The following is a 23,123-nucleotide window of genomic DNA, read 5'->3' on the forward strand; positions in this document are numbered from 1 at the left end:
CTTCAATGTCGTCTCTGCGCGCCGAAATCGTCCGGCCATTCCCCGTGGGACGCCTCGCGTATCTCTTTGTCACCCATGGCCTCGGCGATCAGGTCCTCGGCGGCTTCGGCGAGAACGCTATCGTGCGCCTCGCCCGAAACCGGTTCCTTGCCGATCTCCAGCATCACCGGAACGGCGAGCGGGGAGATCCGGTCGAGTGCCCTATGCGTGATATGGCCCTTGATTCGCATCAGCATAGCGCCGAGCCGGGCGATGTCCAAAAGCCCCGATGCCGCATCCTGTCGCGTCGCCTCCAGCAGGATATGGTCGGGCTCGTGGCTGCGCAGCACGTCGTAGATCAGGTCGGCCGACACGGTCACCTGACGCCCGCTCTTTTCCTTGCCGGGATGGCGCTGGTCGATTAGCCCGGCAATCACGGCGCAATTGCGGAAGGTCCGCTTCAGCATCCAGCTTTCGTCGAGCCAGGCCTCCAGATCGTCGCCGAGCATGTCTTCGTCGAAAAGTGCTCCCAACGATGGCCGGCGCGACCTGAACGCGCCTGCCAGATCGTCCAGCGCCCACACGGCGAGCGAATAGTCGGTAGCCACGAAACCGAGCGGCTTCAGCCCGGCCCGCTCCAGTCGCCGCGTCAGTAGCATGCCGAGGGTCTGGTGCGCCAGCCTGCCTTCGAAGGCGTAGATGACCATGTAGTGGCGGCTGCCGCGCGGGAAGGTTTCGATCAGCAGCTCGTCGCGTTTCGGCAGCATGGATATGTCGCGCTGGATCGACAGCCAGTCGCGCACCTGGTCCGGCAATGCCCGCCATTGGTCCGGATCGGCCAGCATGGCGCGCACCTGCTCGGCAAGATAGGTGGAAAGCGGGAACTTCCCGCCCGCATAGACCGGCACCTTCGGATCGAGGGAGAAGGCCTGACTGACGAGGCATTCGTTCTCGCGGATACCCTCGAAGCGCAGCACCTTGCCGGCGAAGAGGAACGTGTCGCCCGGCGACATGGTCTCCAGGAAATACTCCTCGACCTTGCCGAGCGAAGCCCCGCCACGGCCGAGGGAGCCGCGCGCATTGCGCTTGACGAGCCGCAGGTTGAGCATCGGCATCTCGACGATCGTGCCGAGGTTCAGCCGGTACTGCTGGGCGACCTGCGGGTTCGAGACGCGCCAGAGCCCTTCCTTCGTCTTGCGGATCCTGGCGTAGCGCTCATAGGTGCGAAGCGCGTAGCCGCCGGTTGCGACGAAGTCGACCACGCGCGAAAACGTCTGCCGGGGAAGCGCTGCATAGGGGGCGGCGGAGGTGATCTCGGAAAAGAGCGCCTCTTCGTCGAAGGGTGCCGCACAGGCCATCCCCAAGACGTGCTGCGCCAGTACATCCAGCGCGCCGTCTGTCATCGGCGGCGTGTCCTGCGCGCCGATGTAGTTGGCATCCAGCGCCGCCTGGCATTCCATCACTTCGAAGCGGTTGGCCGGCACCAGGATCGCCCGGCTGGGCTCGTCCATCCGGTGGTTGGCGCGGCCGATGCGCTGAGCGAGCCGCGAGGCACCCTTCGGCGCGCCGACATGGATGACGAGATCGACATCGCCCCAGTCTATGCCGAGGTCGAGCGTGGAGGTAGCGACCACGGCCCGCAACCGGTTCTCCGCCATTGCCGCCTCCACCTTGCGCCGTTGCGCGACGTCCAGCGAGCCGTGATGCAGCGCGATCGGCAGCGTCTCCTCGTTGATGTTCCACAGCTCCTGAAACAGCATTTCCGCCTGGCTGCGCGTGTTGACGAACAGCAGCGCGGTGCGGTGCTCGCGGATCGCCTGGTAGACTTCGGGCATGGCATAACGGGCCGAATGGCCGGACCAGGGGACACGCTCTTGGCTCTTCAGGATGGTGATGATCGGCCTTGCGCCCTCCGGCCCCAGTACCAGCCCGGCATGGCTGTCGCTGCCGGTCGCCTGTTCCACCAGCCAGCGCCGCAGGTCCATCGGCTCGGCGACCGTTGCCGAAAGCCCGATCGTGCGCAGGCCGGGCGCCAGTCTGCGCAGCCGGGCAAGGCCAAGCGACAAGAGGTGCCCGCGCTTGGACGTGACGAGCGAGTGCAACTCGTCGAACACCACGAATTTGAGGTCCTTGAAGAAGCGCTCCGCCTCGCCGTTGGCGATCAGCAGCGCCACCTGCTCGGGCGTCGTCAGCAGGATGTCCGGCGGATTGAGCCGCTGTCGCTGGCGCTTGGATTGCGGCGTATCGCCCGTGCGCGTCTCGATGCGAACCGGCAGCCCCATCTCCTCGACCGGTATCGTCAGGTTGCGCTCGATATCGACGGCCAGTGCCTTGAGCGGCGAGATGTAGAGCGTGTGGATCCCGGTAAAGGCCGACCCCGGCTTGATGCGGCCGCGCGCGTAAAGATCCGTCAGCGACGGCAGGAAGCCGGCGAGCGTCTTGCCCGCACCTGTCGGCGCGATCAGAAGCAGGCTTTCGCCGGCGCGCGCCCGCGTCAGAAGTTCGAGCTGATGCGCGCGCGGAGCCCATCGCCGCGCCGCAAACCAGTCGGCAAAGGGGCGCGGCAGGGCATCGGCCCCCGGCTGGCTGGAATCGTTCGCGTTCACCAGGGCGAGGCTAGCGCAGTTCCTCCCGGTGGAAAATGCTTTTCCCACGCGATCGCGCGCCAATTCAAGGCGTTACGGCTTTTCCGTGGCGGTCAAATCATGCGGCCTTGACATATGCAATAATCATGGATAAAAAATATCCACGAATAAGGAGGCGATCTTGAAACTCAGCGACGGCGTTGAACAGGCGATCCATAGCGTGGCGATGCTGTCCGGCCTTTCGTCCGGTGGCGTGCTGTCTGCGGCAGCCCTGGCGGAATTCCATGGTGTGTCCACCAGCTACCTGCTGAAGCATCTTCAGGCTCTGTCGGGAGCGGGGATCCTTCAAACCGTTCCCGGCCCGCGCGGCGGTTACCGGCTGGCGCGCGGAGCCGACGAGATCACCCTTCTCGACGTCGTGCTTGCCGTGGAGGGCCGAGAGCCGGCCTTCCGCTGCAAGGAGATCCGGCAGCGCGGGCCGAACCCGCTGCCCCAGCGCTACATGACCCGGCCCTGCCAGATCAACGCAGCGATGCTGAGGGCGGAACGCGCCTACCGCGCGGAGCTGGCAAAGACCACCGTCGCCGAGGTCCTCGGCGAACTGGCCGAGCAAGACATGGACGGCGCCGTCGCGGCACGTGGCTGCGCCTTCCTGCAACTGCATGAACGTAAATCGAGCTGACACAGGAACCGAGAGGAAAGACCATGCAACCGCGTTTCAATTTCTTCAAAGCATCCCCCGAATCCTACAAGGCCGTCGTGGCATTGGAAGAGTTCGTGCAGAAATCGGGGCTGGAGCGCCGCTTCATCCATCTGATCAAGCTGCGCGCGTCGATCATCAACGGCTGCGCATTTTGCGTCGACATGCACGTCAAGGAATCCCGTCATGACGGTCTTTCCGAGCAGTGGATCAACCTGATGTCGGTCTGGCGGGAATCGCCGGTCTACGACGCCCGCGAGCGCGCGCTGCTCGGCTGGGTCGATGCGGTCACCGACATCGCCCGGACCGGGGCTCCGGACGAGGCCTACGAGGCGTTGAAGGCGCATTTTTCCGAAGAGGAAATGACGAAGATCACCGTGGCGATCGGCACGATCAACATCTGGAACCGCTTGGCGGTCGGCTTCCGCTCCCAGCACCCGATCGACAAGCCGGCAAAGGCTGCCTGACGCGGTTTGTGAAAAGGGGGGCGGCCATATGTGCCGACCGCTTTACATGGCAATGTAGCGGTCGGCGCGATGGTTGATCGTCAGAAACAGGTTCAGCACGATGGCGCCGATCACCGAACATAGCACGATGTAGGGCGCGGCAACGGCGAAGGCTGCCGCGAGGACGACGAGATCGAAGCCCAATTGCACCAGCCCGGCCCGGATCCCGAAGCGGTCCTGCAGGTAGACGGCGAGGATGCCGAGTCCACCGAGGCTTGCGCGATGGCGGTACAGCGCCAGCAGCCCGAACCCGACCAGAATTCCCGCAAGCAATGCCGCCCAGACGGGATCGAGCGTCTCGATCTTGAGATATCGCGGCTGGATTTCCGTGATCAGCGAGGTCAGGCCAACGGCGATAAACGTCTTGATCGTGAACGCCTTGCCGAGCCGCGACAGGGACAACGCGTAGAAGGGCATGTTCAGCACGGTATAATAAAGGCCGAAGCTGTAGCCCGTCAGATAATGCAGGATGAACGCGACGCCGGCGATTCCGCTTGCAACGAGCCCGGCGCTGCCGATCAGCGTCAATCCGAGTGCGGCAACCATGCTGCCCGTGACAATTCCCTGCGCGTCCTCAAGCGCGGAATGGCGCGTCGGGGCAGGGTTCCAGAAGCCGAAGCGCCGCTTGTCGCCGCTCATCGAAATCTCCGCGTGGATGATGTGACTGTTTTATATTGCACTGCGGCATATGCAAGGCGGCACATGCTGCGTCAGCGACGTCGTGCGAGGTAAAGCCGGCCCGTCACCGGTGCGCCGGCATCCATGCGAATGACCGTTTGCCGGCTCTGCAGCAGGTCGAATCCGGCTTCGTCGGCGCGTCGGCGCACATAGGCTTTGCCATGCGCGTAGCGCAGCGACGTCCGCAGTACATAGGTTTCGTTCGACGCCGCATCCTCGACGGAGAAGGCGAAGTGGCCGCCGGGCGCGATCAGGGCGAATGCGATCTCGAATACGGGCGCGAGTTCGCCGAGATACATCAGCACGTCGGCGGCACTGGCAAGATCCGTACGGCCGGGCGCGAGGCCGGTTGCGAACACGCCGCACTCCGGGGGCGGCAGCGACAGGTCCGCCTGTGCCAGACGGTCGTAGACCTGCTTTTCCCGTGCCTTGGCCAGCATGTTTGCCGAAAGGTCGAAGCCTTCGAGAAAGCCGGCGCGCGCGCGAATGCGCTCACCGAAGAGACCGGTGCCGCACCCCAGATCGGTGACATGGACAAAGCGTTCGCTGGAAATGCCGTCTGCGACCAGCGCGGCCAGTTTCTGCGGAACGCTGTATTCCAGCTTCTCCACGAGCGCGGCGTCGAAGCGCTGCGCGTAGTCGTCAAAGAGCTGTTCGACATAGCGCGTCGGTGGTGTGGCGGGCACTTCCGCAGCACCCAGCACCGCCAGCCGAAGCCCGGCGCCGAACGGATCCTCCGGGGCGAGCTCCAGCACACGGCGCAACGCGGTCGCAGCGGTCGGAACGCTTCCCGCCTTCTCGGCATACTCCGCAAGCCGAAACCAGCCGGCCGCCCAGCCGGGTGAAATCTCCAGCGCCTGCTCCATAAGTTCGCCGGCGCCCGAAAAATCGCCACCTTCGGCGAGCATGCGGGCGTAGTCGGCGCGGCGGTCGGCGAGGATGTCGCCGGAGGAATGCTGCGAGGCGATGGTCATGGTTGCGTCTTTTTGCGTGAGGTGGCATCGCTATTCGGCAAGCACGGGCAAAACGCAAGCAGATTCGTTGCGGCGAAGAGAACAGGAGCAGGCAGCATGTCGGACGGCGTCAACAGGTTTCTCGGCGATACGCCGTTTCGCATCGTCGTGAAGCTACTGATCCTGTCGGTGGCGCTCGGCTTCCTGATGTCCGTCCTTGGCCTCTATCCGGACGATATCCTGCGCGCCGTCCGTGATTTCGTCATCAATCTCTGGGAAACGGGTTTTGCCGCGCTCGGTCGCGTCGGCGACTACCTGATGCTGGGCGCGGTGATCGTCGTGCCGGTCTTCATCCTCATCCGCGTCCTAAGCTACAAGCGTTGACATGATATCGAACGAAAAGAACCTCATCACCCGCAGGACCCTGCTTGCGGCCTCCCTCGGAATGACCGCTGCGACCATTGCAGGCTGTTCCACCATCGGCGACATCGCGTCGGACGCCAGCGACCAGACCGATCCCACGCTTGCCCTGATCAACAAGCTGCGCGGCGATCGCGGGCTCGAGCCGCTTTCGCGCGATTCCGCGGCGGCCCGGGCAGCAGCTGACCAGGCGAGCCGCATGGCCGCCGCCGGCAAGATGGAGCACAACATCGGCATCGGCGCCAACTTCGCCAAGCGCATGAAGGGCATGGAGGTCCCGCTGCCGGCGGCCGAGAACATCGCCGTCGGCCAGAGCGACGCGGCGCGTGCCTTCCAGGCCTGGGTGGATTCCCCCAAGCACCTCGCCAACATGCTGGGCTCCGGCTATCGCGGGCTGGGTGTGGCGGAGGCGAGAAACTCCTCTTCCGGCAACAGGCCCTATTGGGCAATGGTGTTGTCGAGCTGACGCTCTGCACGGTTTGACGGCGGGTGACTTGGGGGCCTTGCCAGAGGCGCGGCGCCGGTCGCCTGCCTTTGGCTGACGCGGGGGCGGTCGGATGGCGGTATCTGAAAGTTCGGACGAAGCAGGCGGGGCCTTCGAGGTGACACACCGCCTCGTCCTTTCGATCGCCGTTCCGATGACGCTCGGCTTTTTGACGACACCGCTTCTCGGCCTGACGAACACGGCGGTCGCCGGCCGCCTCGGCTCGGCCGATGCGCTGGCCGGGCTCGCAGTCGGTGCCGTGCTTTTCGACCTGATCCTCGGCAGCTTCAATTTCCTGCGGGCCGCGACGACCGGCCTCGTCGCACAGGCGTACGGCAGGGGAGACAATGCCGAACAGCAGGCGATCTTCTGGCGATCGCTTGCCATCGCGCTCTGTTGCGGCTTCGCCATTGCCGCAGCTTCACCGCTGCTTTCCAGCGCCGGGCTCGTGGTGATGGCTCCGCCACCGGGCGTCGCCTAGGCGACGCTCGCCTATTTTGCGATCCGCATCCTCGGCGGGCCAATGGCCCTTGCGAACTATGCAATTCTCGGCTTCGTGCTTGGCCGCGGGCAGGGCACGACGGGACTTCTGCTGCAGGCGACCATCAACGGCGTGAACATCGTGCTCGCCATTCTTTTGGGGCTTCACTGGGGCTACGGCGTTGCAGGTATCGCCGCCGGCGCCCTGATCGGCGAGACCGCCGGCATGCTCCTGGGGCTCTTCGTCGTCATCCGCGGTTTCAAGGCGGCCGACCGGTCACCCTGGAGCACGATCTTCTCGCTGCCGCGCATGCGGGCGCTGTTTGCGCTCAATCGCGATATCCTGATCCGTACCTTCGTGCTTCTCGGCGCATTTATCCTGATGACGCGTATCGGCACCTCGTTCGGCCCGGTTGCGCTCGCCGCCAATGCCGTGCTGATGAACATCTTCCTCGTCGCCAGCTACTATCTGGACGGGCTGGCGAATGCGGCCGAGCAGATCGTCGGCAGGGCGATCGGCGCCCGCTGTCGGCCGGCCTTCGATCGCGCCGTCCGGCTGACCCTCGTCTGGTCCTTCGGACTCGGCATCGCTTCGGCCGTGATTTTCCTGGTCTTCGGTCCGGCCGTGATCGGCCTTCTGACCACGACGCCGAGTGTGCGCGCCGAGGCCGCAGCCTATCTCCCCTGGGCGGCGGTGACGGCGATCACCGGTGCGCTCGCCTTCCAGATGGACGGCGTCTACATCGGCGCCACATGGTCGGCCACGATGCGCAACATGATGCTGCTCTCGTTTCTCGTCTACCTGTTAGCCCTTGCCGTGTTCGTGCCGTATTACGGCAATCATGGCCTCTGGCTGGCGCTCAACGTCTTCCTTGCTTGCCGCGGGCTTTTTCTGGCCGCCCGCGTGCGCCGGCTCGCCGCTCAGAGGTTCTTTTCGGCCCAGTAGCCGGTGCGCGTGCCGCGGATGTCGCGAATCGAGGCCAGCCGCTCCCGGTCGCAGAGCGCCGAGAGGCCCTTGACGATCGAGGCCGGCAGGCCGGGACCGGCATAGACCATGCAGGAATAGAGCTGCACGAGGTCGGCGCCGGCGCGGATCTTCTCCGCTGCCGTTTCTGCCGAATTGACGCCGCCGACGCCGATGATCGGCAAGGCCTCGCCGACACGCTTGCGCATCTTGGCAAGCACGGCGGTCGACCGGGCAAACAGCGGCTTGCCTGACAGGCCGCCGGCTTCGTTCGCGTGCGTGCGGTCGGAAAGGCCGTCGCGTGACAGCGTGGTGTTGGAGACGATCAGCCCGTCGAGGTCATGTGCCAGTGACACCTCGGCGATGTCGTCCAGTCCCTCTTCGGCAAGGTCGGGCGCGATCTTCAGGAACACGGGAACGCGGCGGCCGCTTTGCGCTGCCTGCTCGGCACGGGCGGCAAGCACCGCCGAAAGCAGTGCCGCGAGGCTTTCACGCGCCTGCAGGTCGCGCAGGCCCGGGGTGTTCGGCGAGGAGATGTTGGCGGTGAAGTAGCGCGCGACGTCATAGAAGGTACGGATGCCGGCCACGTAGTCGGCGACGCGATCCTCGCTGTCCTTGTTGGCGCCGATGTTGACGCCGATCAGAGCGTCTCGGGCGCACGATTTCAGCCGCTCGAGGGCGGCGGCATGGCCCTCGTTGTTGAAGCCCAGCCGGTTAATCACCGCCTCGTCGCCGGCCAGCCGGAAGATGCGCGGCTTCGGATTACCGGATTGCGGCTTCGGCGTGACGGTACCGATCTCGGCAAAACCGAAACCGAGGCGCAGCAAGGCCTCGGGCACCTCTGCATTCTTGTCGTAGCCGGCCGCCATGCCGAGGGGATTGAAAAATTCGAGGCCGGCAACCGTCTGCCGCAGGCGCGGATCGGTCTTCTGCGGGCAAACCGGCACCAGGCCGCTCTTCAGTGCTGCGATCGACAGTCCGTGCGCCGTCTCCGGATCGAACAGGAAAAGTCCCTTGCGGGCGAGATCTGCCAGCGCCATGTCAGTTCATCTCCGGAAACTGGTGCGTGCCATTGGCGTCGAGCGGAAGGGCCTTTTCCCAAAGCACCGCATCCAGCGGCAGCGCACCGTAGAGGTGGGGAAAGAGCTGGCCGCCGCGCGATGGTTCGTAGACCAGGGCTGCACCCAGCGCTGCACCGTCGATCGCGACCAGAAGCAGGTCCGACTGGCCGGCGAAGTGCTTCGCAGCCGTCTCGGGCGCCTGGGCGGCGGTAGAGAAATGGATGAAGCCGTCGGCAAGATCGACCGGCGCGCCCTCGAAGCTGCCCTTCTCACGTGCGGATTGCCACAGACTTGTCGGAACGATCTTGTATATTATTTCGGACATGGCGCTCTTCCTGCTCGGTGCGGGTGGCTTTCCGGCTAGCGCTTGCAGCATTGCGGCGGGAAAGTCCACGGTCAATTCGCCGTCCGGCAAGCGCTTTTTGAGGAGGACATTGCATGCGCAGGATGATTGTCGGGTTGGTCGCGCTCGCGCCGCTTCTGGTGCCCGCTTCGGGCTTTGCCGAAGGCGAGGGGCGATACCAGATGGAGCGGACCGCCGACGGATTCGTGCGGCTCGACACCGTTACCGGCGAAGTCTCGATCTGCAAGGAGACGACCGGCCAGATCGCCTGCCGCATGGCGGCCGACGAGCGCACCGCCTTTGAAAACGAGCTCGATTTGCTGACGCGTCGTGTGGAGGCGTTGGAAAAGGCGCAGGAATCCACGCTTTCCGTTCCCAAACCGCGCCTTCCGACGGACGAAGAGATTGACCGGACCATGGGCATCATGGAAAGAATGATGCAGCGCTTTATGGCAATCGTTAAAAATCTGGAGGGCGAGGAGGACAAAGTCGCTCCCCAGACGGAACCGCTGCCGGACAGGACCTGAGCGCGACGCTGTGGTCTATGCCACTGCTTTCCGGCGGACCTTTCGTGACCGTGCTCTTGGGAGGGAGCCCGCATGACGACAGGCATGACGATCATCATTGCTGACGACCATCCGCTGTTCAGGGGGGCGCTGCGGCAGGCGCTGCTCGGCATGGCGGCTCACCCCGTCGTCCTCGAGGCCGGCGATTTCGAAACCGCGCGCGCCTCCGCTTCACAAAATCCGAATGCGGATCTCATCCTGCTGGATCTCTCCATGCCGGGGGCCAGCGGGCTCTCCGGCCTGGTCACACTCAGGGCCGAACATCCGGGCCTGCCGGTCGTCATCGTCTCGGCGAGTGACGATTCCGCCACCATTCGTCGCGCTCTCGATCTCGGTGCGTCCGGCTTCATTTCCAAGTCGGCCTCGATCGAGGAGATCCGCGAGGGGATCGCAGCCGTTCTCGACGGCAACATCTACACGCCCGGCGGCTACCAGCGCGGTGCCGAGCCGGATGCGGAGATCGAAGAACTGATCGGCCGGCTGCGCACGCTCACGCCGCAGCAGTCGCGGGTGCTGTCGATGCTGGCGGAAGGCTTGCTTAACAAGCAGATCGCCTACGAACTCGGTGTGTCCGAAGCGACGATCAAGGCGCACGTGTCAGCGATCCTGCTGAAGCTCAACGTCGACAGCCGTACCCAGGCCGTCATCCAGCTCGGCAAGATCGGCGCGACCGCCGCTGCCGCCTGAGCCACCGGCACGCCATCCCGCTGTCAGCATGGCAGCCGTCCTGCGTGTCAGCGGTCCCGGCGCTGCGTTCCAGCCGGTAGCTGAAGGTGGCGAGAGGCTGCCACGGCATTTCGGAAGCGCTCCCGGCTTCCAGCAACCCGCTCTATTCGGCTGCCGCCTTTTCCAGGCTTGCCAGACGTGTCAGCCAGGCCCGCATCGAGGCCGGGCGGACGGGCTTGTTCTGCAGAACGATATCCCGGCTCTCGGAAAGCGCGCGCACCTCGGCCGACCGGTCCGCCGTGACGAGCAGGCCGGGCAGCTCCGCTCCGTAGGCCTTGCGAAGCCGGTCGATCGCGTCGATCCCGGTTCCTTCGCCGAGGTGGTAGTCGGCAATCACCGCATGCGGTGGGTCGATGGGCATCGAAATCAGCGCCTCGACTGCCGGAAGAGAATCGGCCGTGACGACCTCGCAGCCCCAGCCCGAAAGCAGTACACGCATGCCCTCCAGGATTGCCGGCTCGTTGTCGATGCAGAGAACCCGCAGGCCGCGTAGCGGTTCGGCCACCGGCGCAGGCTCGTTCGGCGCAGCCGCCTTCTTCCCGCTCGCTCCCGCCTCGACCGGGACCCGGACCTTGAAGCTGGTGCCGCGCCCGGGAACCGATTGCAGATCGACGGCGTGGCCGAGAACGCGCGAGATGCGGTCGACGATGGAAAGGCCGAGGCCGAGGCCCGGCGCATTTCTGGCACCCTCGTCGAGCCGGGCGAATTCCTTGAACACGGTGCGGAACTTCGACGGCGGGATGCCAATGCCGGTATCGAGCACCTGAATGAAGGCGCTGCCTCCCTGTCGGCGCACACCGACAAGGACTTTGCCGCTATTGGTGTACTTGATCGCGTTCGATACCAGGTTCTGCACCAGCCGCCGCAGGAGGTTCGGGTCGCTCCGCACGGCAAGCGACGTGGAAACGACCTTCAAGGAAAGGTTTTTTGCGCGCGCCATGGGCGCAAAATCGGTTTCGATCCGCTTGAACAGCTCGTCCAGCCGAACGGCCTGCATGCGAGGCTTCATGGCGCCGGTATCGAGGCGCGAAATGTCGAGCACGGCGCCCAGGATCGTCTCCACCGATTCTAGAGACGAGTCGATGTTGCGCACCAGCATGTGGTTGTCCGTGTCGCCAAGCCGTTCGACCAGCGAGGAGGAATAGAGCCGGGCCGCATTCAGCGGTTGCAGGATGTCATGGCCGGCGGCGGCGAAGAAGCGCGTCTTGCCGAGATTGGCCTCCTCGGCCGCCGCACGCGCCTCGGCCAATTCCTTGTTGACCCGGGTCAGTTCCGCCGTCCGCTCCGCCACGCGCAATTCCAGCGTTTCGTTGGCGAGCTTGAGCGCGCGGTCGGCCTCGACCCGCTCGGTGATGTCGGTGAAGGTGGCGACGAATCCGCGCGCCGGCATGGCATTCGAGAGGACTTCCACGATCCGGCGACCACCCGAGAGCACGAGCTGGAAAGGCTGGTCGAAGTTCATGACGCCATCGAGGATCGTCCGCCGTTCATCGGAAGCGATGTGGCCTTCCTCAACGAGGATATCGATCATTTCGCTGAGGGCAAAGCCGACCTGCCCGACCTGCTCTGGAAGGTCGAGCAGCTCGCGGAAGCGGCGGTTCCAGACGGTGAGGTTGCCGGAACTGTCGAACACGGCAATGCCCTGGTCCATCTGGCCGAGCGCGGTCTGCAGCATGCCCTGATTATACTGCAGCGCCTCGCTGGCCTGGTCGAGCAGCCAGCTCGTATCCGCCGCCGTCTCGTCGATCCGCTGCAGCGTCAGGGACAGGACGAGGCGTGCGGACGATGAACCGATCGCGCTGCCGAGGACCTGCTCGGAGAAATGCACCAGCGCGATATCGGCCGGCGCACTGTCTTCCAGCCAGCGGCCGAGCTGGCGCTCATAGGTGTGGAACGAGCGCTCCGTGCGCTCCTCGCCGAGATAGGTGGAGACGGTGTTCTTCAGGTCGCGCACCGTCACCTTCGTCTTGCTGCCGCGAAATGCGCGCTCGAGCTGCGGGCGGGTGCGTATGAAGATGTTGGCCTGCAGGCGCTCGATATTGGTGGTGCTGCGCGACAGCGAGCCGATGACGAAAGCTGCGACATTGACCATCAACGACAGGACCGAAGCGGCAACCAGCGGATCGGCCTGTTCGCCGGAAAGAATGGTCGCGCCCGGAAGCAGGAAGCCGAGGATCGTCGATGCGATGCCGGAATTGTCGCTGACGCCGAGGCTCGGCAGAAACAGCAGATAGCTCCAGACGACGAGACCGGACACCATCCCCGCGATGGCTCCACGGGCATTGGCCTGCCGCCACACAAGGCCGCCGAGCAGGGCGGGCGCAATCTGCGCAATGGCCGCGAACGCCAGAAGGCCGATGGAGGCAAGCCCTGCGCTCGAGGTCGAGAACCGGTAGTAGGCGTAGCCGAGCAGGAGTACGAAGAAGATCGAGAAGCGCCGGATCAGGAGCAGCGTGCGCGTCAGGTCTTCGTTCGGTTCGCCGCGCCCGATCAGGTTCCGTCGCAGCACCACCGGAATGACGATGTCGTTGGAGATCATGATGGACAACGCGACGCATTCCACGATGACCATGGCGGTTGCGGCTGAAAAGCCGCCGATGAAAGAGATGAGCGTCAAAAGCGGCTGGCCCTGCGCCAGCGGCAGCGCCAATACGTAGAGGTCGGAATCGCCGAGCCCTTGGAAGGCTATGAGGCCGCCGATGGCGACGGGCAGGACGAACAGGTTGATCGCCAGAAGGTATAGCGGGAACAGCAGCCCGGCCGTGCGCAGTTCGCCGGCGGTGCGGTTTTCGACCACCGTCACATGGAACTGCCGCGGCAGCATGACGATGGCAAACGCTGAGAGAACGACGAGAAGCAGCCAGCGCGCGATCGGGGTCTCGTGGGTGAGCGCCGCCGTCACGTGCTCGTTCTCGGCAGCGCGCAGCCAGAGGTCGCCGAGGCCGTCGAACATGAAGTAGACGACGTAGATGCCGACGGCGGCGAAGGCGAGCAGCTTGACGACCGACTCCATCGAGATCGCCAGGATCAGACCGTCCTGATGTTCCGTCGCATCCGTATGGCGCGTTCCGAAGACCACCGCAAAGCAGGCTAGGCAAAGCGACACGATGAGGGGCAGGTCGATGAAGGCATGGCTCTCGCCGAAGCCGTATTCGTAGAAATCGACCACGACCTTGACCGAACTCGAAACGGCCTTCAGCTGCAGCGCGATATAGGGAACGGCGCCGATAAGCGCGATCAGCGCCACGATGGCCGCGACACCCGGGCTTTTACCGTAACGCGCGCCGACAAAGTCGGCGATCGACGTCAGCCGCTCGGACTTGGCGAGGCTGACGATGCGCCGGATCAGCGGCAGGCCGAGCGTGAACATCAGGATCGGCCCGATATAGATGCCGAAGAACTCCAGCCCCTGCGCGCTTGCGAGCCCCACGCCACCGAAATAGGTCCAGGACGTACAGTAGATGGCGAGGCTCAGCGCATAGACCATCGGCCGGCCGCGGCTTGCGGCGTCCGGCGTGCGCGTCCGCCGATCGCCATAGGTGGCCACGGCGAAGAGCAGCAGCAGATAGGCGAAGGCCGCGGCAAAAATAGTCCAGCCAGACAGCATGGGTTCTCCGGATGCGGCGGGCCTCCCCGCCCGCCTGCCGGGCACAATAGGCCATTCAAACCACGAAGAAAATCCGATGCGACTTAGCCTTAAGTCCGAAAGCGACGGGTGATTGCATAAACTGCGGCGCATCGCGCCGGAGTGGTTCCATCCGGGCAAAAACTGAACTAGTTTGAACCGATCGCAGCAACAGGAGAGGCGCATGCTCAACGAATTCAAGGCGTTCATCGCTCGAGGCAATGTCATGGACCTTGCCGTCGGTGTGATCATCGGTGCCGCATTCAGCAGGATTGTCGACTCGATCGTCAACGACCTGGTCATGCCGATCGTCGGTGCCATGACCGGCGGCGGGTTCGATTTCTCGAACTACTTCCTGCCGCTTTCGTCGAACGTGACCGCAAACTCGCTTGCAGCTGCCCGTGAGCAGGGCGCCGTCTTCGCCTACGGCAACTTCATCACTGTCGCGCTCAATTTTGTTATCCTCGCCTGGATCATCTTCCTGATGGTCAAGGGCGTGAACCGCGTTCGCGCCAGCGTCGAAAAGCAGAAGGCCGAAGAAGCCGGTCCCCCGCCGGCCGATGTCGCGCTTCTGACGGAAATTCGCGACCTGTTGAAGAGCCGCCCCGCGGTCTGACCGGACACGACCTCGGTGCGCCACGCCGAGGTCTCTCTTCCCATCACCGAAATCGATCGGAGCGTCAGATAAACTGGCGTGAAAGCGTTGTTGTTTGCCGGTAGATATGGGCAGGTTTGGCGGCGTTCCCCGACGGAGACAAGATGGACATTCTCGGCAATGTGAGCCCACGCGCCCTGCAGGCGCCCGAAAGCGGCATCGTAGAACTGGTCAATTATGCGCGCGACCGCGACGGGCTGATCCCGCTTTGGGTCGGGGAGGGCGATCTTCCCACGCCTGCTTTCATCTCCGACGCTGCCATGGAGGCGTTGAAGGCCGGCGAGACTTTCTACACTTGGCAGCGCGGCATTCCTGAATTGCGCCAGGCCCTCTCGCGCTATTACGAACGCCAGTTCGGCCACAGCCTCTCCCCGGAACATTTCTATGTGGTCGGTTCCGGCATGCAGGCCATTCAGCTCGCGGTGCAGGCGCTTTCCTCGCCCGGCGACGAGATCGTCTATCTCTCGCCGGCCTGGCCGAATTTCGCCGCTGCCGCATCGCTTGCGGGCGCTCATCCGCGCGCCGTGCCGCTGCAGTTCGCCGACGGTCGCTGGCGGCTGGACCTTGAAAGGGTGGAGGCTGCGATCACCCCGCGTACCAAGGCGCTGTTCGTCAACACGCCGTCCAACCCTACCGGCTGGACCGCCACTCATGACGACCTCCGGGCCATCCTGGAACTCGCGCGCCGGAATGGTCTGTGGATCATCGCCGACGAAATCTACGCGCTGTATCACTATGCCGGTGGCCGGGCGCCATCCTTTCTCGACGTGATGGAGGATGGCGACCGTGTCGTCTTCGTGAACTCCTTTTCCAAGAACTGGTCCATGACCGGCTGGCGCGTCGGCTGGATCGTCGCGCCGCCGCAGATGGGGCAGGTGATCGAGAACCTGGTCCAGTACTCGACCTCCGGCGTCGCGCAGTTCATGCAGAAGGGTGCGATTGCAGCGCTCGACGATGGCGACGATTTCGTTCGCGCCAATATCGACAAGGCCACCCGCGCCCGCGACCTGCTGTGCGACGCGCTGATTGCGACCAACAGGGTGGAAACGTTGAAGCCGGACGGCGCGATCTACGCCTTCCTGAAGATCGACGGGGTCGAGGATGCCCGCAAGGCCGCGCTCGACATCGTCGACAAGACCGGCGTCGGCCTCGCGCCCGGCACGGCATTCGGCGAAGGCGGATCGCTGTTCATGCGCGCCTGCTTCCTGCGCGATACGGGGCAGGTGGCGGAAGCGGCCGAGCGCCTGTCGCGTTACATCGCCGCCCTCTGATCGCCACATTTGCTTCTTTGTTGCGGGCGCGCTTTTATGCGCCGACTTTGAACAGATTCGGGGGACGTCGGATGGCGGTACTGGTAACGGGTGGAGCTGGCTATATCGGCTCCCATATGGTCTGGGCGCTCTGCGATGCCGGCGAGGAGGTCGTGGTTATCGACCGGCTGTCGACCGGCTTTCGCTGGGCGATCGCCCCGGAAGCCCGTTTCTACGAAGGCGACATCGCCGATCGCGAACTGCTCCGGCAGATCTTCGCCGAGAACGCGATCGATGCGATCATTCACTTCGCCGGCTCCATCATCGTTCCGGAATCCGTCGCCGATCCGCTGAGCTACTACGAGAACAATACCGTCAAGTCGCGGGCGCTGATTGCGGCCGCAGTCGAGGCGAAGGTGCCGCATTTCGTCTTCTCCTCCACCGCTGCCGTCTACGGCACCCCCCAGACGGCCGACCCGGTCGTCGAGACCGAACCCTTGCTGCCCGAATCGCCCTACGGCTCCTCGAAGCTGATGACGGAGATCATGCTGCGCGACACGGCACTTGCGCATGACTTCGCCTATACGGCGCTACGTTATTTCAACGTCGCCGGCGCCGACCCGCGCGGCCGCACCGGTCAGTCGACAAAGGGCGCGACGCATCTCATCAAGGTTGCCTCCGAGGCGGCGCTCGGCAAGCGGCAGGGCATGGATGTCTACGGCACCGACTATGCGACGCCGGATGGAACCTGCGTGCGCGACTACATTCACGTGTCCGATCTCGCCAACGCCCATCTCAAGGCGCTGGAGCGTATGCGTGCGGGCGGCGGCTCGATCGTCGCCAATTGCGGCTATGGCCGCGGCTTCTCGGTTTTCGAGGTGTTGAATCGGGTCAAGGAGGTTTCCGGTGTCGATTTTCCGGTGCGGGTTGCCGGCCGCAGGCCCGGCGATGCGGTGTCGATCGTCGCCAACCCCGCGGTGGCCATGAAGGAATTGAACTGGCAGCCGCAATACGACGACCTGGCCTTCATCGTCCGTACCGCGCTCGACTGGGAAGACCATCTCGCCCGCCGCAACCAGATGTGAGAGGCAGCCGGGGTCTGCGTCCCGGCCCTTACTCGCCGAGCTTCCCGGCCTCGTGGGCGATCGAATGACGGATGAGCCGGTTCCACAGATCATCGTAGAAGGCTTCGTCCAGACCATGCGCCTTGGCGTTCTCTCGGGCATTGGCGCGCACTTCGTCGACGCGTGCCGGAATGTCGGCCTTCAGTCCCAGGCCGGCCTTGATCTCGGCGGCGCGACCGATGAACGTCCAGCGTTCGGCAAAGAGCGCCATCAGTTCCTTGTCGATCCGGTCGATGTTCTCGCGGATATCCGCCATGGTTTGGCATTCCGCTGCTTTATCGGGCATTCCCGTCTCCGCTTCTCTGACCTGCATTGCATCCGCCGTCACGGACATCGCCGTGGCTGTAACAAAGCAGAAGCGGAGAGAAAAGGTCAAAGCCGCGCGGGCGGCGCTGTGCCACATAGGGACCGCGAGATGACAGGGAGGGTGCGGTCCTGCTCCTGATCTTCTGCGGTCCCGTATGCTGGCCAAGTGCAAGCTAGATCACGAAGCTTGAGTGAGGCTTAAATTAAAAAGCACTAAATAGTTGCGGCGGCCGGCAGTGGCTTACCTTAGGTGAGGCGTTGTGCGGGCACCCGAACGGACCCGCCGCGGTCGGGCACGGTTTACAAGCCCCCGGGGGTGTCACAGTGATCAGTTAGGTGCGTTCACTTCCGCGGTCCGGTGTCGCGAATGTCGTTGCCCCTCGATTCCGGACACCGCAATTCGCTGTGCGGTTGATCGCAGGCGTGCCGGCCGATCGATCCCCTCACGGGTCTATCGGCCCGGCCATCGCCAAGCCATCCGTCGTCAATTTGCACGAAATGCGGTAAGCCGAAGCTGCTCGGAATGGCGGCGGCGGTCGTGGCGGAAAGCGCCAGGACGGCAGCCGATAGCGCAAGTTTCTTCATGTCGAGGTCCTCGGATATGACGGACAGTCCGTTCGCTCCCTCACGCCCCTCTGGCGTATATAGGCCTCGCATTTCGTATTTTAAGTATGGCTAATATAAATCCCGAGACGTGCTGGCCTGAAGAATCCGTAGCACCGGCCCTCCCGGTCTCAAGCACGAAGCCAGCCGTCACTGTGAGAATGTTTCATGTCGGGGCACCGGCATTCACGCCGCGGGAGCGCCCCCCGCCTGACCGCCCGCCGCATGGGGCGGTCATCTGGGGGCCTCATAAATGTTTGGCTCAGTCCTTGCGGACGCCTTCTTCTATCGGTTTGGCCGATGGATCGACGCAACGGCGAACCGTCTTGACGCCGAACTTGCAAATTGGCTGGTCGACCGAACCTGTGACTGTTTGGTCGATCATGCTCTCGTTGGACGCAATAATCGGGTCACCGAACCGTGCGCGGTCGAAAGTCGTGGTGGCTGCAAATGCACTAAAGGCCGAAAAGGCCATGACAGCGATCGATACAACGAATGTCTTCATGTTGAGGTCCTCTGATTGCGGGGAACATCGGACATCCTCGTGCATGCAAGAAGATCATATGGGGCATCGTGGCCCCGTGTTAAGTGGCCGCCGCCGAAAAATCGTCACATTTTGTTTAAGCCGCTGCCGAGCCGTGGCGACAGCTGATTCGGTTCAGGCCGGTTTGAGATAGGTCTCGACCACTTCGGTCCAGAAAGCGGCCCCGATCGGCAGCAGGTCGTCGTTGAAATTGTAACCCGGATGGTGGAGCGGACGGTCCTTTTCGGATGCGCGCGCGCCGAGGAAGAAGTAGCTGCCCGGGCGTTCCTTCAGCATATAGGCGAAGTCTTCGCTGCCCATGAAGGGGCGTGGGAGGTCCGCCACCTTCTCCGGACCGGCAAATCGAATGGCGATATCCCGCAGAAGATCCGTCTCGGCCGCGTGATTGATGGTGGCGTCGTAGCTTCTGAGGTAGGCGACCGTGGCCGTCATCTCGTAGCTTTCCGCCTGGCGCTCGGCAATCAGGCGTATGCGCCGTTCCAGCTCGTCCCGCACGGCCGGATCGAAGGAGCGGATGCCGACGACGATCTCGGCCCGCTCCGGGATGATGTTGCTTGCCGAACCCGCATGGAAGGAACCGACGGTGACGACGGTCGGATCCAGCGGATGGATGTTGCGCGAAACGATGGTCTGCAATGCCATCACGATCGACGCGCCGGCCACGATCGGATCGGCCGTCTCCTGCGGTTCCGCGCCGTGCCCGCCGCGGCCGTTGAGCGTGATCCGCGCCTCGTCAACGGCGGCCATGATCGCGCCATCGCGAAAGGCGAACTGTCCGAAGGGCAGTCCGGGCTCGTTATGCAGCGCAAAGACCGCGTCGCACGGGAAACGATCGAACAGCCCCTCCTCGACCATGATCTTTGCGCCGCCGAAATTTTCCTCGGCCGGCTGGAAGATCAGGTGGACGGTGCCGTCGAAGTTCCGCCGCTCGGCGATGGCGCGGGCGGCGCCGAGCAGCATTGCCGTATGCCCGTCATGGCCGCAGGCATGCATGAGGCCGGGCGTCTTGCTGGCGTAGGCGAGGCCTGTCTCCTCGAGGATGGGCAGGGCATCGATATCGGCGCGGATCCCGACGGAGCGGCGGCCCGTGCCGTTGGAAAGGGTTGCGACCAGGCCGGTTTTGGCAAGGCCGCGGCTGACCTTGTAGCCGTAGGCCTCCAGATGCCGGGCGATCACCTCGGATGTACGCACTTCCTCCAGTCCCAGTTCGGGATGGGCGTGCAGATCCTGGCGGATTGCGACCAGTTCGGGGATGGCGTTGGTAAGGCAAGCGCGGACGTTCATGTCAGGCACCACGTGTGGGGATCTTGTTTTCGAGGGCGCGGAACGCCACGACGAGAATGGCGGTCAGGCAGAGATAGATGAGCGCCAGCAACAGCAGCGGCTCGTAGGTCAGGTAGGTCATCTGGCGGATCTTGGAGACGACGGCATAGACGTCGATCACGGTGATCGTCGCCACGAGCGGCGTTGCCTTGAGCTGCAGCACCGTCTCGCCGTTCAGCGTCGGCAGCGCCCGGTGGATGGCGCGGGGCAGCCAGATGCGGCGAAACACCGTCCAGCGGCTCATGCCATAGGCGCGGCCGGCCTCGAGCTCGCCCGCCGGAACGCCGGCAAAGGCGCCCCGCATCACCTCGCCCTCATAGGCGGCGAACGACATGGTCAGCGCGGCGACGCCATAGGGCCAGGCTTCGCGCAGATAGGGCCAGAGGAAGGACTGGCGGATCGCCGGAAACTGCGGGAAGAGCGAGCCAAGCCCGTAGTAGAGAAGCCAGAGCTGCAGCAGCAGCGGCGTACCGCGGATGATCGTGCAGAATCCGCGGGCCAGCATCTTCAGCGGCCAAGGCCCGGTCACCTGCACCAGACCCAGCGGCACGGCGAAGAGGAAGCCGAGGATGCAGGTGCTGAACAGCATCAGGAGCGTGACCCCGACACCCTGCGCCAGCCGCCAGCCGTATTCCGGCAACCAGTCCCAGCGCATGAACCAGGCGGCGCAGAAGACGAGTACGGCGGCGATCGCCATCAGGATGATGCGGTGCGGCTTGAGAAACCCCTTGCGGTCGGGCAGCTCGGTCAGCGCCATCGCGCCGATGGTGTTGTCATCGCTCATCATGCCGGCGCCGCCATGCCGCGCCGTGCACGCGCCTCGATCAGCCGGATGATGACGTTCGATACCAGCGTCAGCGCCAGGTAGAGCGCGCCCGCGGCACAGAAGAAGAGAAGATAGGCCTTGGTGCTGCCGGCGGCCTGCCGCGTCACCAGCGTCAGCTCGCTGAAGCCGACGACGGCGAGAAGGGCCGTGTCCTTCGTCGAGATCAGCCACAGATTGGAAAGGCCCGGAATGGCATGCGGCAGCATGGCCGGCAGGGTCACCCGCCGCATGATCTGGCCGGGCGACATGCCGAAGGCGCGGGCAGCCTCGATCTGCCCCGCCGGAACGGCCTTGATCGCCCCGCGCAGCACCTCCGTCGAATAGGCGCCCTGGACGATGCCGATGACGAAGATGCCGGCGGCAAGTCCGCTGATGTCGACGGGGCCGTAGCCGATCGCCGTCATCAGCTGGTTCAGGAGGTCGGTTCCCGCATAGTAGAGCAGCAGGATCAGCACGAGCTCGGGCACTGCGCGCACGAGCGTCGTATAGACCTCGAGCAGGTCCTTCAGCACGGGTCCGCCGTAGAGCTTGCCGAAGGCGCCGCCCGTGCCGAGGATCAGCCCGAGCGAATAGCCGCCGATCGCGATCTTGATCGAGTTCAGCAATCCGGCCAGCAGCACGCCACCCCAACCGGGAGGTTCGAGCGCCAGCAGGCTCCAGTTGATCAGGGAAGCGGTATCGGCAGCCATGGATGCTTCTTTTCTAAGATGAGGAAGGGCCGGCGGCACCGCCGCCAGCCCGGCTCAGTCTTGATCAGCCGCCGTAGATGTCGAAGTCGAAGTACTTCTTCGAAAATTCGTCATAGGTGCCGTTGGAGCGGATCGCCTTGATCGCCGCGTTGATCTTTTCCTTCAGTTCCGTCTCGCCCTGGCGCAATCCGACGCCGACGCCGGCGCCGAGAATGTCGGGATCGTCCTTCACGTTGCCCTTCAGCTCGCAGCAATCCTTGCCCTGGTCGGAATCCAGGAAGGCACCGAGCGCGATGGCGTCTGCCTGCACCGCGTCGAGGCGGCCGGCGGCGAGGTCGTTGTTGGCCTCGTCCTGGGTCTGGTATTCCTTGATCGTCGCACCGGCCTCGCCGAAGTACTTGTTCGCATAGGCCTGGTGGACGGTTGCAACCTGGACGCCGATCGTCTTGCCGGCCAGCTTTTCAGGGGTGGCGTCGAAGTCCTCGCCCTTCGGCCCGATAATGCCGGTCGGGGTGTTGTAGTACTTGTCGGAAAAGTCGATCGTCTTCAGTCGCTCGGCGGTGATCGACATCGAGCCGATGATCATGTCGATCTTCTTGGTGGTCAGCGCCGGAATGATGCCGTCCCATGCGACCGGGGTGATGACGCAGTCGAGCTTGGCTTCGGCACAGAGCGCCTTCATGAAGTCCACTTCCCAGCCTTCCCAGTTGCCCGATGCGTCGGGAGCGGCGAACGGCGGATAGGGCTCGGCGGCGAACCCGACCTTGAGTTGCTCCGCCATCGCGCCGGAAATGCCGGCAAGGCCGATGACGGCGGCAAGTGCGATCGTCTTCAGTGCGGTCTTCATGCGATTTTCCCTCTGTTGGTTATTGGTATTCTTCAGTGGATAGAGCTGATGAACTTCTTCAAGCGCTCCGATTTCGGGGCGCCGAATATCTCTTCCGGCGGCCCCTGTTCCTCGATCACGCCGTTGGCGAGAAAGACGATGTGATTGGCGACGTTGCGGGCGAACTTCATCTCGTGCGTGACGAGGATCATCGTCCGCTTCTCCTTCGCAAGATCGCCGATGACCGTCAGCACCTCGCCGACGAGTTCGGGGTCGAGCGCGGAGGTCGGCTCGTCGAAGAGCATGACGTGCGGCTGCACTGCGAGCGCACGCGCTATCGCGGCGCGCTGCTGCTGGCCACCAGAGAGGAATGCCGGGAAGGCATCGCGCTTCTCGTAGAGCCCGACGCGGCGAAGCAGCGCTTCCGCCCGTTCGACGGCCTCGGCCTTCGGTACGCCAAGCACATGCACGGGAGCCTCGATCACGTTCTGCAGGATCGTCATGTGCTGCCAGAGGTTGAAGTTCTGGAACACCATGCCAAGCCGCGATCGGATGCGCTGCACCTGCTTTCGGTCCGCCGGCATCATCCCGCCGTGCCCGTCCTTTTTCATGGCGATCGTCTCGCCATGAATCGTCACCGTGCCCGCGCTCGGCAGTTCCAGCATGTTTATGCAGCGTAGAAAGGTGGATTTGCCGGATCCGGAACCGCCGATAATGGCGATGACGTCGCCTTCATGTGCAGTAAGGGAAACCCCTTTTAGGACCTCCAGCGGCCCGAAGCGCTTGTGCAGGTTTTCGACTGCGATAGCCTCGGCACGAACCGTCATCGGATAGGCATCTCCGACGCACGGCAGACGTATTTGTGGCTCATGCCATGTTCCCCTGTTCTTTTTGCGCAGCCTGCTTT

22 protein-coding genes and 1 pseudogene are annotated in these 23,123 nt (G+C 64.1%); 10 read left to right on the forward strand and 13 right to left on the reverse strand.

Annotated elements, in window-relative coordinates:
* Window positions 1–2: 2 nt before the first annotated feature.
* Window positions 3–2,585 (reverse strand): ligase-associated DNA damage response DEXH box helicase, encoded by a 2,583-nt coding sequence (locus tag HV823_RS06450; protein ID WP_176948911.1) that lies wholly within the window; start codon window positions 2,583–2,585, stop codon window positions 3–5.
* Window positions 2,586–2,745: 160 nt separating this feature from the next.
* Here HV823_RS06450 and HV823_RS06455 point away from each other — a divergent pair, with 160 nt between their 5' ends.
* Together HV823_RS06455 and HV823_RS06460 are read left to right on the forward strand one after the other, a co-directional pair.
* Window positions 2,746–3,246: an RrF2 family transcriptional regulator gene (locus tag HV823_RS06455; protein WP_176948912.1), complete on the forward strand. Its 501-nt coding sequence runs from the start codon at window positions 2,746–2,748 to the stop codon at window positions 3,244–3,246.
* Window positions 3,247–3,269: 23 nt separating this feature from the next.
* Entirely contained in the window at window positions 3,270–3,731 is a 462-nt protein-coding gene (locus HV823_RS06460) for a carboxymuconolactone decarboxylase family protein (RefSeq protein ID WP_176948913.1), read from the forward strand.
* Between the two features lie 42 nt (window positions 3,732–3,773).
* Here the strand turns inward: HV823_RS06460 and HV823_RS06465 are convergent, their stop codons facing one another.
* Both HV823_RS06465 and HV823_RS06470 read right to left on the reverse strand, forming a co-directional pair.
* Window positions 3,774–4,409, reverse strand: coding sequence for a YitT family protein (locus HV823_RS06465; RefSeq protein WP_176948914.1), 636 nt, complete (start codon window positions 4,407–4,409; stop codon window positions 3,774–3,776).
* Window positions 4,410–4,480: 71 nt separating this feature from the next.
* The gene (locus HV823_RS06470) at window positions 4,481–5,422 is read right to left on the reverse strand and encodes a class I SAM-dependent DNA methyltransferase (RefSeq protein ID WP_176948915.1); all 942 of its coding nucleotides are present in this window, start codon (window positions 5,420–5,422) and stop codon (window positions 4,481–4,483) included.
* Between the two features lie 96 nt (window positions 5,423–5,518).
* Between HV823_RS06470 and HV823_RS06475 the strand changes: the two genes are divergently transcribed.
* The 3 genes and pseudogenes from HV823_RS06475 (at window position 5,519) to HV823_RS06485 (ending at window position 7,731) form a co-directional block, all read left to right on the forward strand.
* Complete coding sequence (locus tag HV823_RS06475; protein ID WP_176948916.1) at window positions 5,519–5,785, forward strand: DUF6460 domain-containing protein; 267 nt, start codon at window positions 5,519–5,521, stop codon at window positions 5,783–5,785.
* Window positions 5,786–5,789: 4 nt separating this feature from the next.
* Window positions 5,790–6,287 carry a CAP domain-containing protein gene (locus HV823_RS06480; RefSeq protein WP_425487642.1) on the forward strand — a complete coding sequence of 166 codons (498 nt, stop codon included), beginning with the start codon at window positions 5,790–5,792 and terminating at the stop codon, window positions 6,285–6,287.
* Between the two features lie 91 nt (window positions 6,288–6,378).
* Window positions 6,379–7,731, forward strand: a pseudogene (locus HV823_RS06485) (MATE family efflux transporter).
* On the opposite strand, the gene HV823_RS06490 reads toward HV823_RS06485, so the two are convergent.
* Both HV823_RS06490 and HV823_RS06495 read right to left on the reverse strand, forming a co-directional pair.
* Window positions 7,707–8,789: a quinone-dependent dihydroorotate dehydrogenase gene (locus tag HV823_RS06490; RefSeq protein ID WP_176948918.1), complete on the reverse strand. Its 1,083-nt coding sequence runs from the start codon at window positions 8,787–8,789 to the stop codon at window positions 7,707–7,709. The pseudogene HV823_RS06485 and the gene HV823_RS06490 sit on opposite strands and share 25 nt — an antisense overlap.
* 1 nt (window position 8,790) lies before the next feature.
* Complete coding sequence (locus HV823_RS06495) at window positions 8,791–9,135, reverse strand: DUF952 domain-containing protein (protein WP_176948919.1); 345 nt, start codon at window positions 9,133–9,135, stop codon at window positions 8,791–8,793.
* A 113-nt stretch (window positions 9,136–9,248) separates the two neighbouring features.
* Here HV823_RS06495 and HV823_RS06500 point away from each other — a divergent pair, with 113 nt between their 5' ends.
* Window positions 9,249–9,680, forward strand: a complete 432-nt coding sequence (locus HV823_RS06500) for a hypothetical protein (protein WP_176948920.1) — start codon at window positions 9,249–9,251, stop codon at window positions 9,678–9,680.
* Between the two features lie 72 nt (window positions 9,681–9,752).
* Window positions 9,753–10,406 carry a response regulator transcription factor gene (locus HV823_RS06505; RefSeq protein ID WP_176948921.1) on the forward strand — a complete coding sequence of 218 codons (654 nt, stop codon included), beginning with the start codon at window positions 9,753–9,755 and terminating at the stop codon, window positions 10,404–10,406.
* A 142-nt stretch (window positions 10,407–10,548) separates the two neighbouring features.
* Here HV823_RS06505 and HV823_RS06510 read toward each other — a convergent pair whose 3' ends face one another.
* Window positions 10,549–14,052 carry a PAS domain-containing hybrid sensor histidine kinase/response regulator gene (locus HV823_RS06510; RefSeq protein WP_176948922.1) on the reverse strand — a complete coding sequence of 1,168 codons (3,504 nt, stop codon included), beginning with the start codon at window positions 14,050–14,052 and terminating at the stop codon, window positions 10,549–10,551.
* 202 nt (window positions 14,053–14,254) lie between these two features.
* Here HV823_RS06510 and mscL point away from each other — a divergent pair, with 202 nt between their 5' ends.
* The 3 genes from mscL (at window position 14,255) to galE (ending at window position 17,060) form a co-directional block, all read left to right on the forward strand.
* Window positions 14,255–14,686: a large conductance mechanosensitive channel protein MscL gene (mscL, locus tag HV823_RS06515; RefSeq protein ID WP_176948923.1), complete on the forward strand. Its 432-nt coding sequence runs from the start codon at window positions 14,255–14,257 to the stop codon at window positions 14,684–14,686.
* Window positions 14,687–14,829: 143 nt separating this feature from the next.
* Complete coding sequence (locus tag HV823_RS06520) at window positions 14,830–15,996, forward strand: pyridoxal phosphate-dependent aminotransferase (protein WP_176948924.1); 1,167 nt, start codon at window positions 14,830–14,832, stop codon at window positions 15,994–15,996.
* 71 nt (window positions 15,997–16,067) lie between these two features.
* Window positions 16,068–17,060, forward strand: a complete 993-nt coding sequence (gene galE, locus HV823_RS06525) for a UDP-glucose 4-epimerase GalE (RefSeq protein WP_176948925.1) — start codon at window positions 16,068–16,070, stop codon at window positions 17,058–17,060.
* Window positions 17,061–17,088: 28 nt separating this feature from the next.
* On the opposite strand, the gene HV823_RS06530 is transcribed toward galE, so the two are convergent.
* From HV823_RS06530 to HV823_RS06560, 7 genes are all read right to left on the reverse strand, one after another.
* Window positions 17,089–17,385 carry a chorismate mutase family protein gene (locus tag HV823_RS06530; protein ID WP_176948926.1) on the reverse strand — a complete coding sequence of 99 codons (297 nt, stop codon included), beginning with the start codon at window positions 17,383–17,385 and terminating at the stop codon, window positions 17,089–17,091.
* An 885-nt stretch (window positions 17,386–18,270) separates the two neighbouring features.
* On the reverse strand, window positions 18,271–18,513 hold the full coding sequence (locus HV823_RS06535) for a hypothetical protein (RefSeq protein ID WP_176948927.1): 243 nt from the start codon (window positions 18,511–18,513) through the stop codon (window positions 18,271–18,273).
* A 153-nt stretch (window positions 18,514–18,666) separates the two neighbouring features.
* Window positions 18,667–19,836, reverse strand: coding sequence for a M20 aminoacylase family protein (locus HV823_RS06540; RefSeq protein WP_176948928.1), 1,170 nt, complete (start codon window positions 19,834–19,836; stop codon window positions 18,667–18,669).
* 1 nt (window position 19,837) lies between these two features.
* Window positions 19,838–20,659 carry an ABC transporter permease gene (locus HV823_RS06545; protein ID WP_176949075.1) on the reverse strand — a complete coding sequence of 274 codons (822 nt, stop codon included), beginning with the start codon at window positions 20,657–20,659 and terminating at the stop codon, window positions 19,838–19,840.
* Window positions 20,659–21,390, reverse strand: coding sequence for an ABC transporter permease (locus HV823_RS06550; RefSeq protein ID WP_176948929.1), 732 nt, complete (start codon window positions 21,388–21,390; stop codon window positions 20,659–20,661). The genes HV823_RS06545 and HV823_RS06550 overlap by 1 nt, the downstream gene beginning before the upstream one ends.
* 64 nt (window positions 21,391–21,454) lie before the next feature.
* A complete protein-coding gene (locus HV823_RS06555; protein ID WP_176948930.1) occupies window positions 21,455–22,237 on the reverse strand; it encodes a transporter substrate-binding domain-containing protein in 783 nt (260 codons plus the stop codon).
* A gap of 32 nt (window positions 22,238–22,269) precedes the next feature.
* Entirely contained in the window at window positions 22,270–23,043 is a 774-nt protein-coding gene (locus HV823_RS06560; protein WP_176948931.1) for an ABC transporter ATP-binding protein, read from the reverse strand.
* Between the last annotated feature and the right edge of the window lie 80 nt (window positions 23,044–23,123).

It is taken from the genome of Mycoplana rhizolycopersici, assembly GCF_013378445.1.
GTDB lineage: Bacteria > Pseudomonadota > Alphaproteobacteria > Rhizobiales > Rhizobiaceae > Mycoplana > Mycoplana rhizolycopersici.

What these genes read in the sequence shown, in the direction of transcription:
- HV823_RS06500 (WP_176948920.1), top strand. Translation starts at nt 9,249, where the DNA reads ATGCGCAGGATGATTGTCGGGTTGGTCGCGCTCGCGCCGCTTCTGGTG.
- mscL (WP_176948923.1), top strand. Translation starts at nt 14,255, where the DNA reads ATGCTCAACGAATTCAAGGCGTTCATCGCTCGAGGCAATGTCATGGAC.
- HV823_RS06505 (WP_176948921.1), top strand. Translation starts at nt 9,753, where the DNA reads ATGACGACAGGCATGACGATCATCATTGCTGACGACCATCCGCTGTTC.
- HV823_RS06545 (WP_176949075.1), bottom strand. Translation starts at nt 20,659, where the DNA reads ATGAGCGATGACAACACCATCGGCGCGATGGCGCTGACCGAGCTGCCC.
- HV823_RS06520 (WP_176948924.1), top strand. Translation starts at nt 14,830, where the DNA reads ATGGACATTCTCGGCAATGTGAGCCCACGCGCCCTGCAGGCGCCCGAA.
- HV823_RS06475 (WP_176948916.1), top strand. Translation starts at nt 5,519, where the DNA reads ATGTCGGACGGCGTCAACAGGTTTCTCGGCGATACGCCGTTTCGCATC.
- HV823_RS06530 (WP_176948926.1), bottom strand. Translation starts at nt 17,385, where the DNA reads ATGCCCGATAAAGCAGCGGAATGCCAAACCATGGCGGATATCCGCGAG.
- HV823_RS06470 (WP_176948915.1), bottom strand. Translation starts at nt 5,422, where the DNA reads ATGACCATCGCCTCGCAGCATTCCTCCGGCGACATCCTCGCCGACCGC.
- HV823_RS06555 (WP_176948930.1), bottom strand. Translation starts at nt 22,237, where the DNA reads ATGAAGACCGCACTGAAGACGATCGCACTTGCCGCCGTCATCGGCCTT.
- HV823_RS06490 (WP_176948918.1), bottom strand. Translation starts at nt 8,789, where the DNA reads ATGGCGCTGGCAGATCTCGCCCGCAAGGGACTTTTCCTGTTCGATCCG.
- HV823_RS06535 (WP_176948927.1), bottom strand. Translation starts at nt 18,513, where the DNA reads ATGAAGACATTCGTTGTATCGATCGCTGTCATGGCCTTTTCGGCCTTT.
- HV823_RS06510 (WP_176948922.1), bottom strand. Translation starts at nt 14,052, where the DNA reads ATGCTGTCTGGCTGGACTATTTTTGCCGCGGCCTTCGCCTATCTGCTG.
- HV823_RS06550 (WP_176948929.1), bottom strand. Translation starts at nt 21,390, where the DNA reads ATGGCTGCCGATACCGCTTCCCTGATCAACTGGAGCCTGCTGGCGCTC.
- HV823_RS06540 (WP_176948928.1), bottom strand. Translation starts at nt 19,836, where the DNA reads ATGAACGTCCGCGCTTGCCTTACCAACGCCATCCCCGAACTGGTCGCA.
- HV823_RS06560 (WP_176948931.1), bottom strand. Translation starts at nt 23,043, where the DNA reads ATGACGGTTCGTGCCGAGGCTATCGCAGTCGAAAACCTGCACAAGCGC.
- galE (WP_176948925.1), top strand. Translation starts at nt 16,068, where the DNA reads ATGGCGGTACTGGTAACGGGTGGAGCTGGCTATATCGGCTCCCATATG.
- HV823_RS06460 (WP_176948913.1), top strand. Translation starts at nt 3,270, where the DNA reads ATGCAACCGCGTTTCAATTTCTTCAAAGCATCCCCCGAATCCTACAAG.
- HV823_RS06495 (WP_176948919.1), bottom strand. Translation starts at nt 9,135, where the DNA reads ATGTCCGAAATAATATACAAGATCGTTCCGACAAGTCTGTGGCAATCC.
- HV823_RS06465 (WP_176948914.1), bottom strand. Translation starts at nt 4,409, where the DNA reads ATGAGCGGCGACAAGCGGCGCTTCGGCTTCTGGAACCCTGCCCCGACG.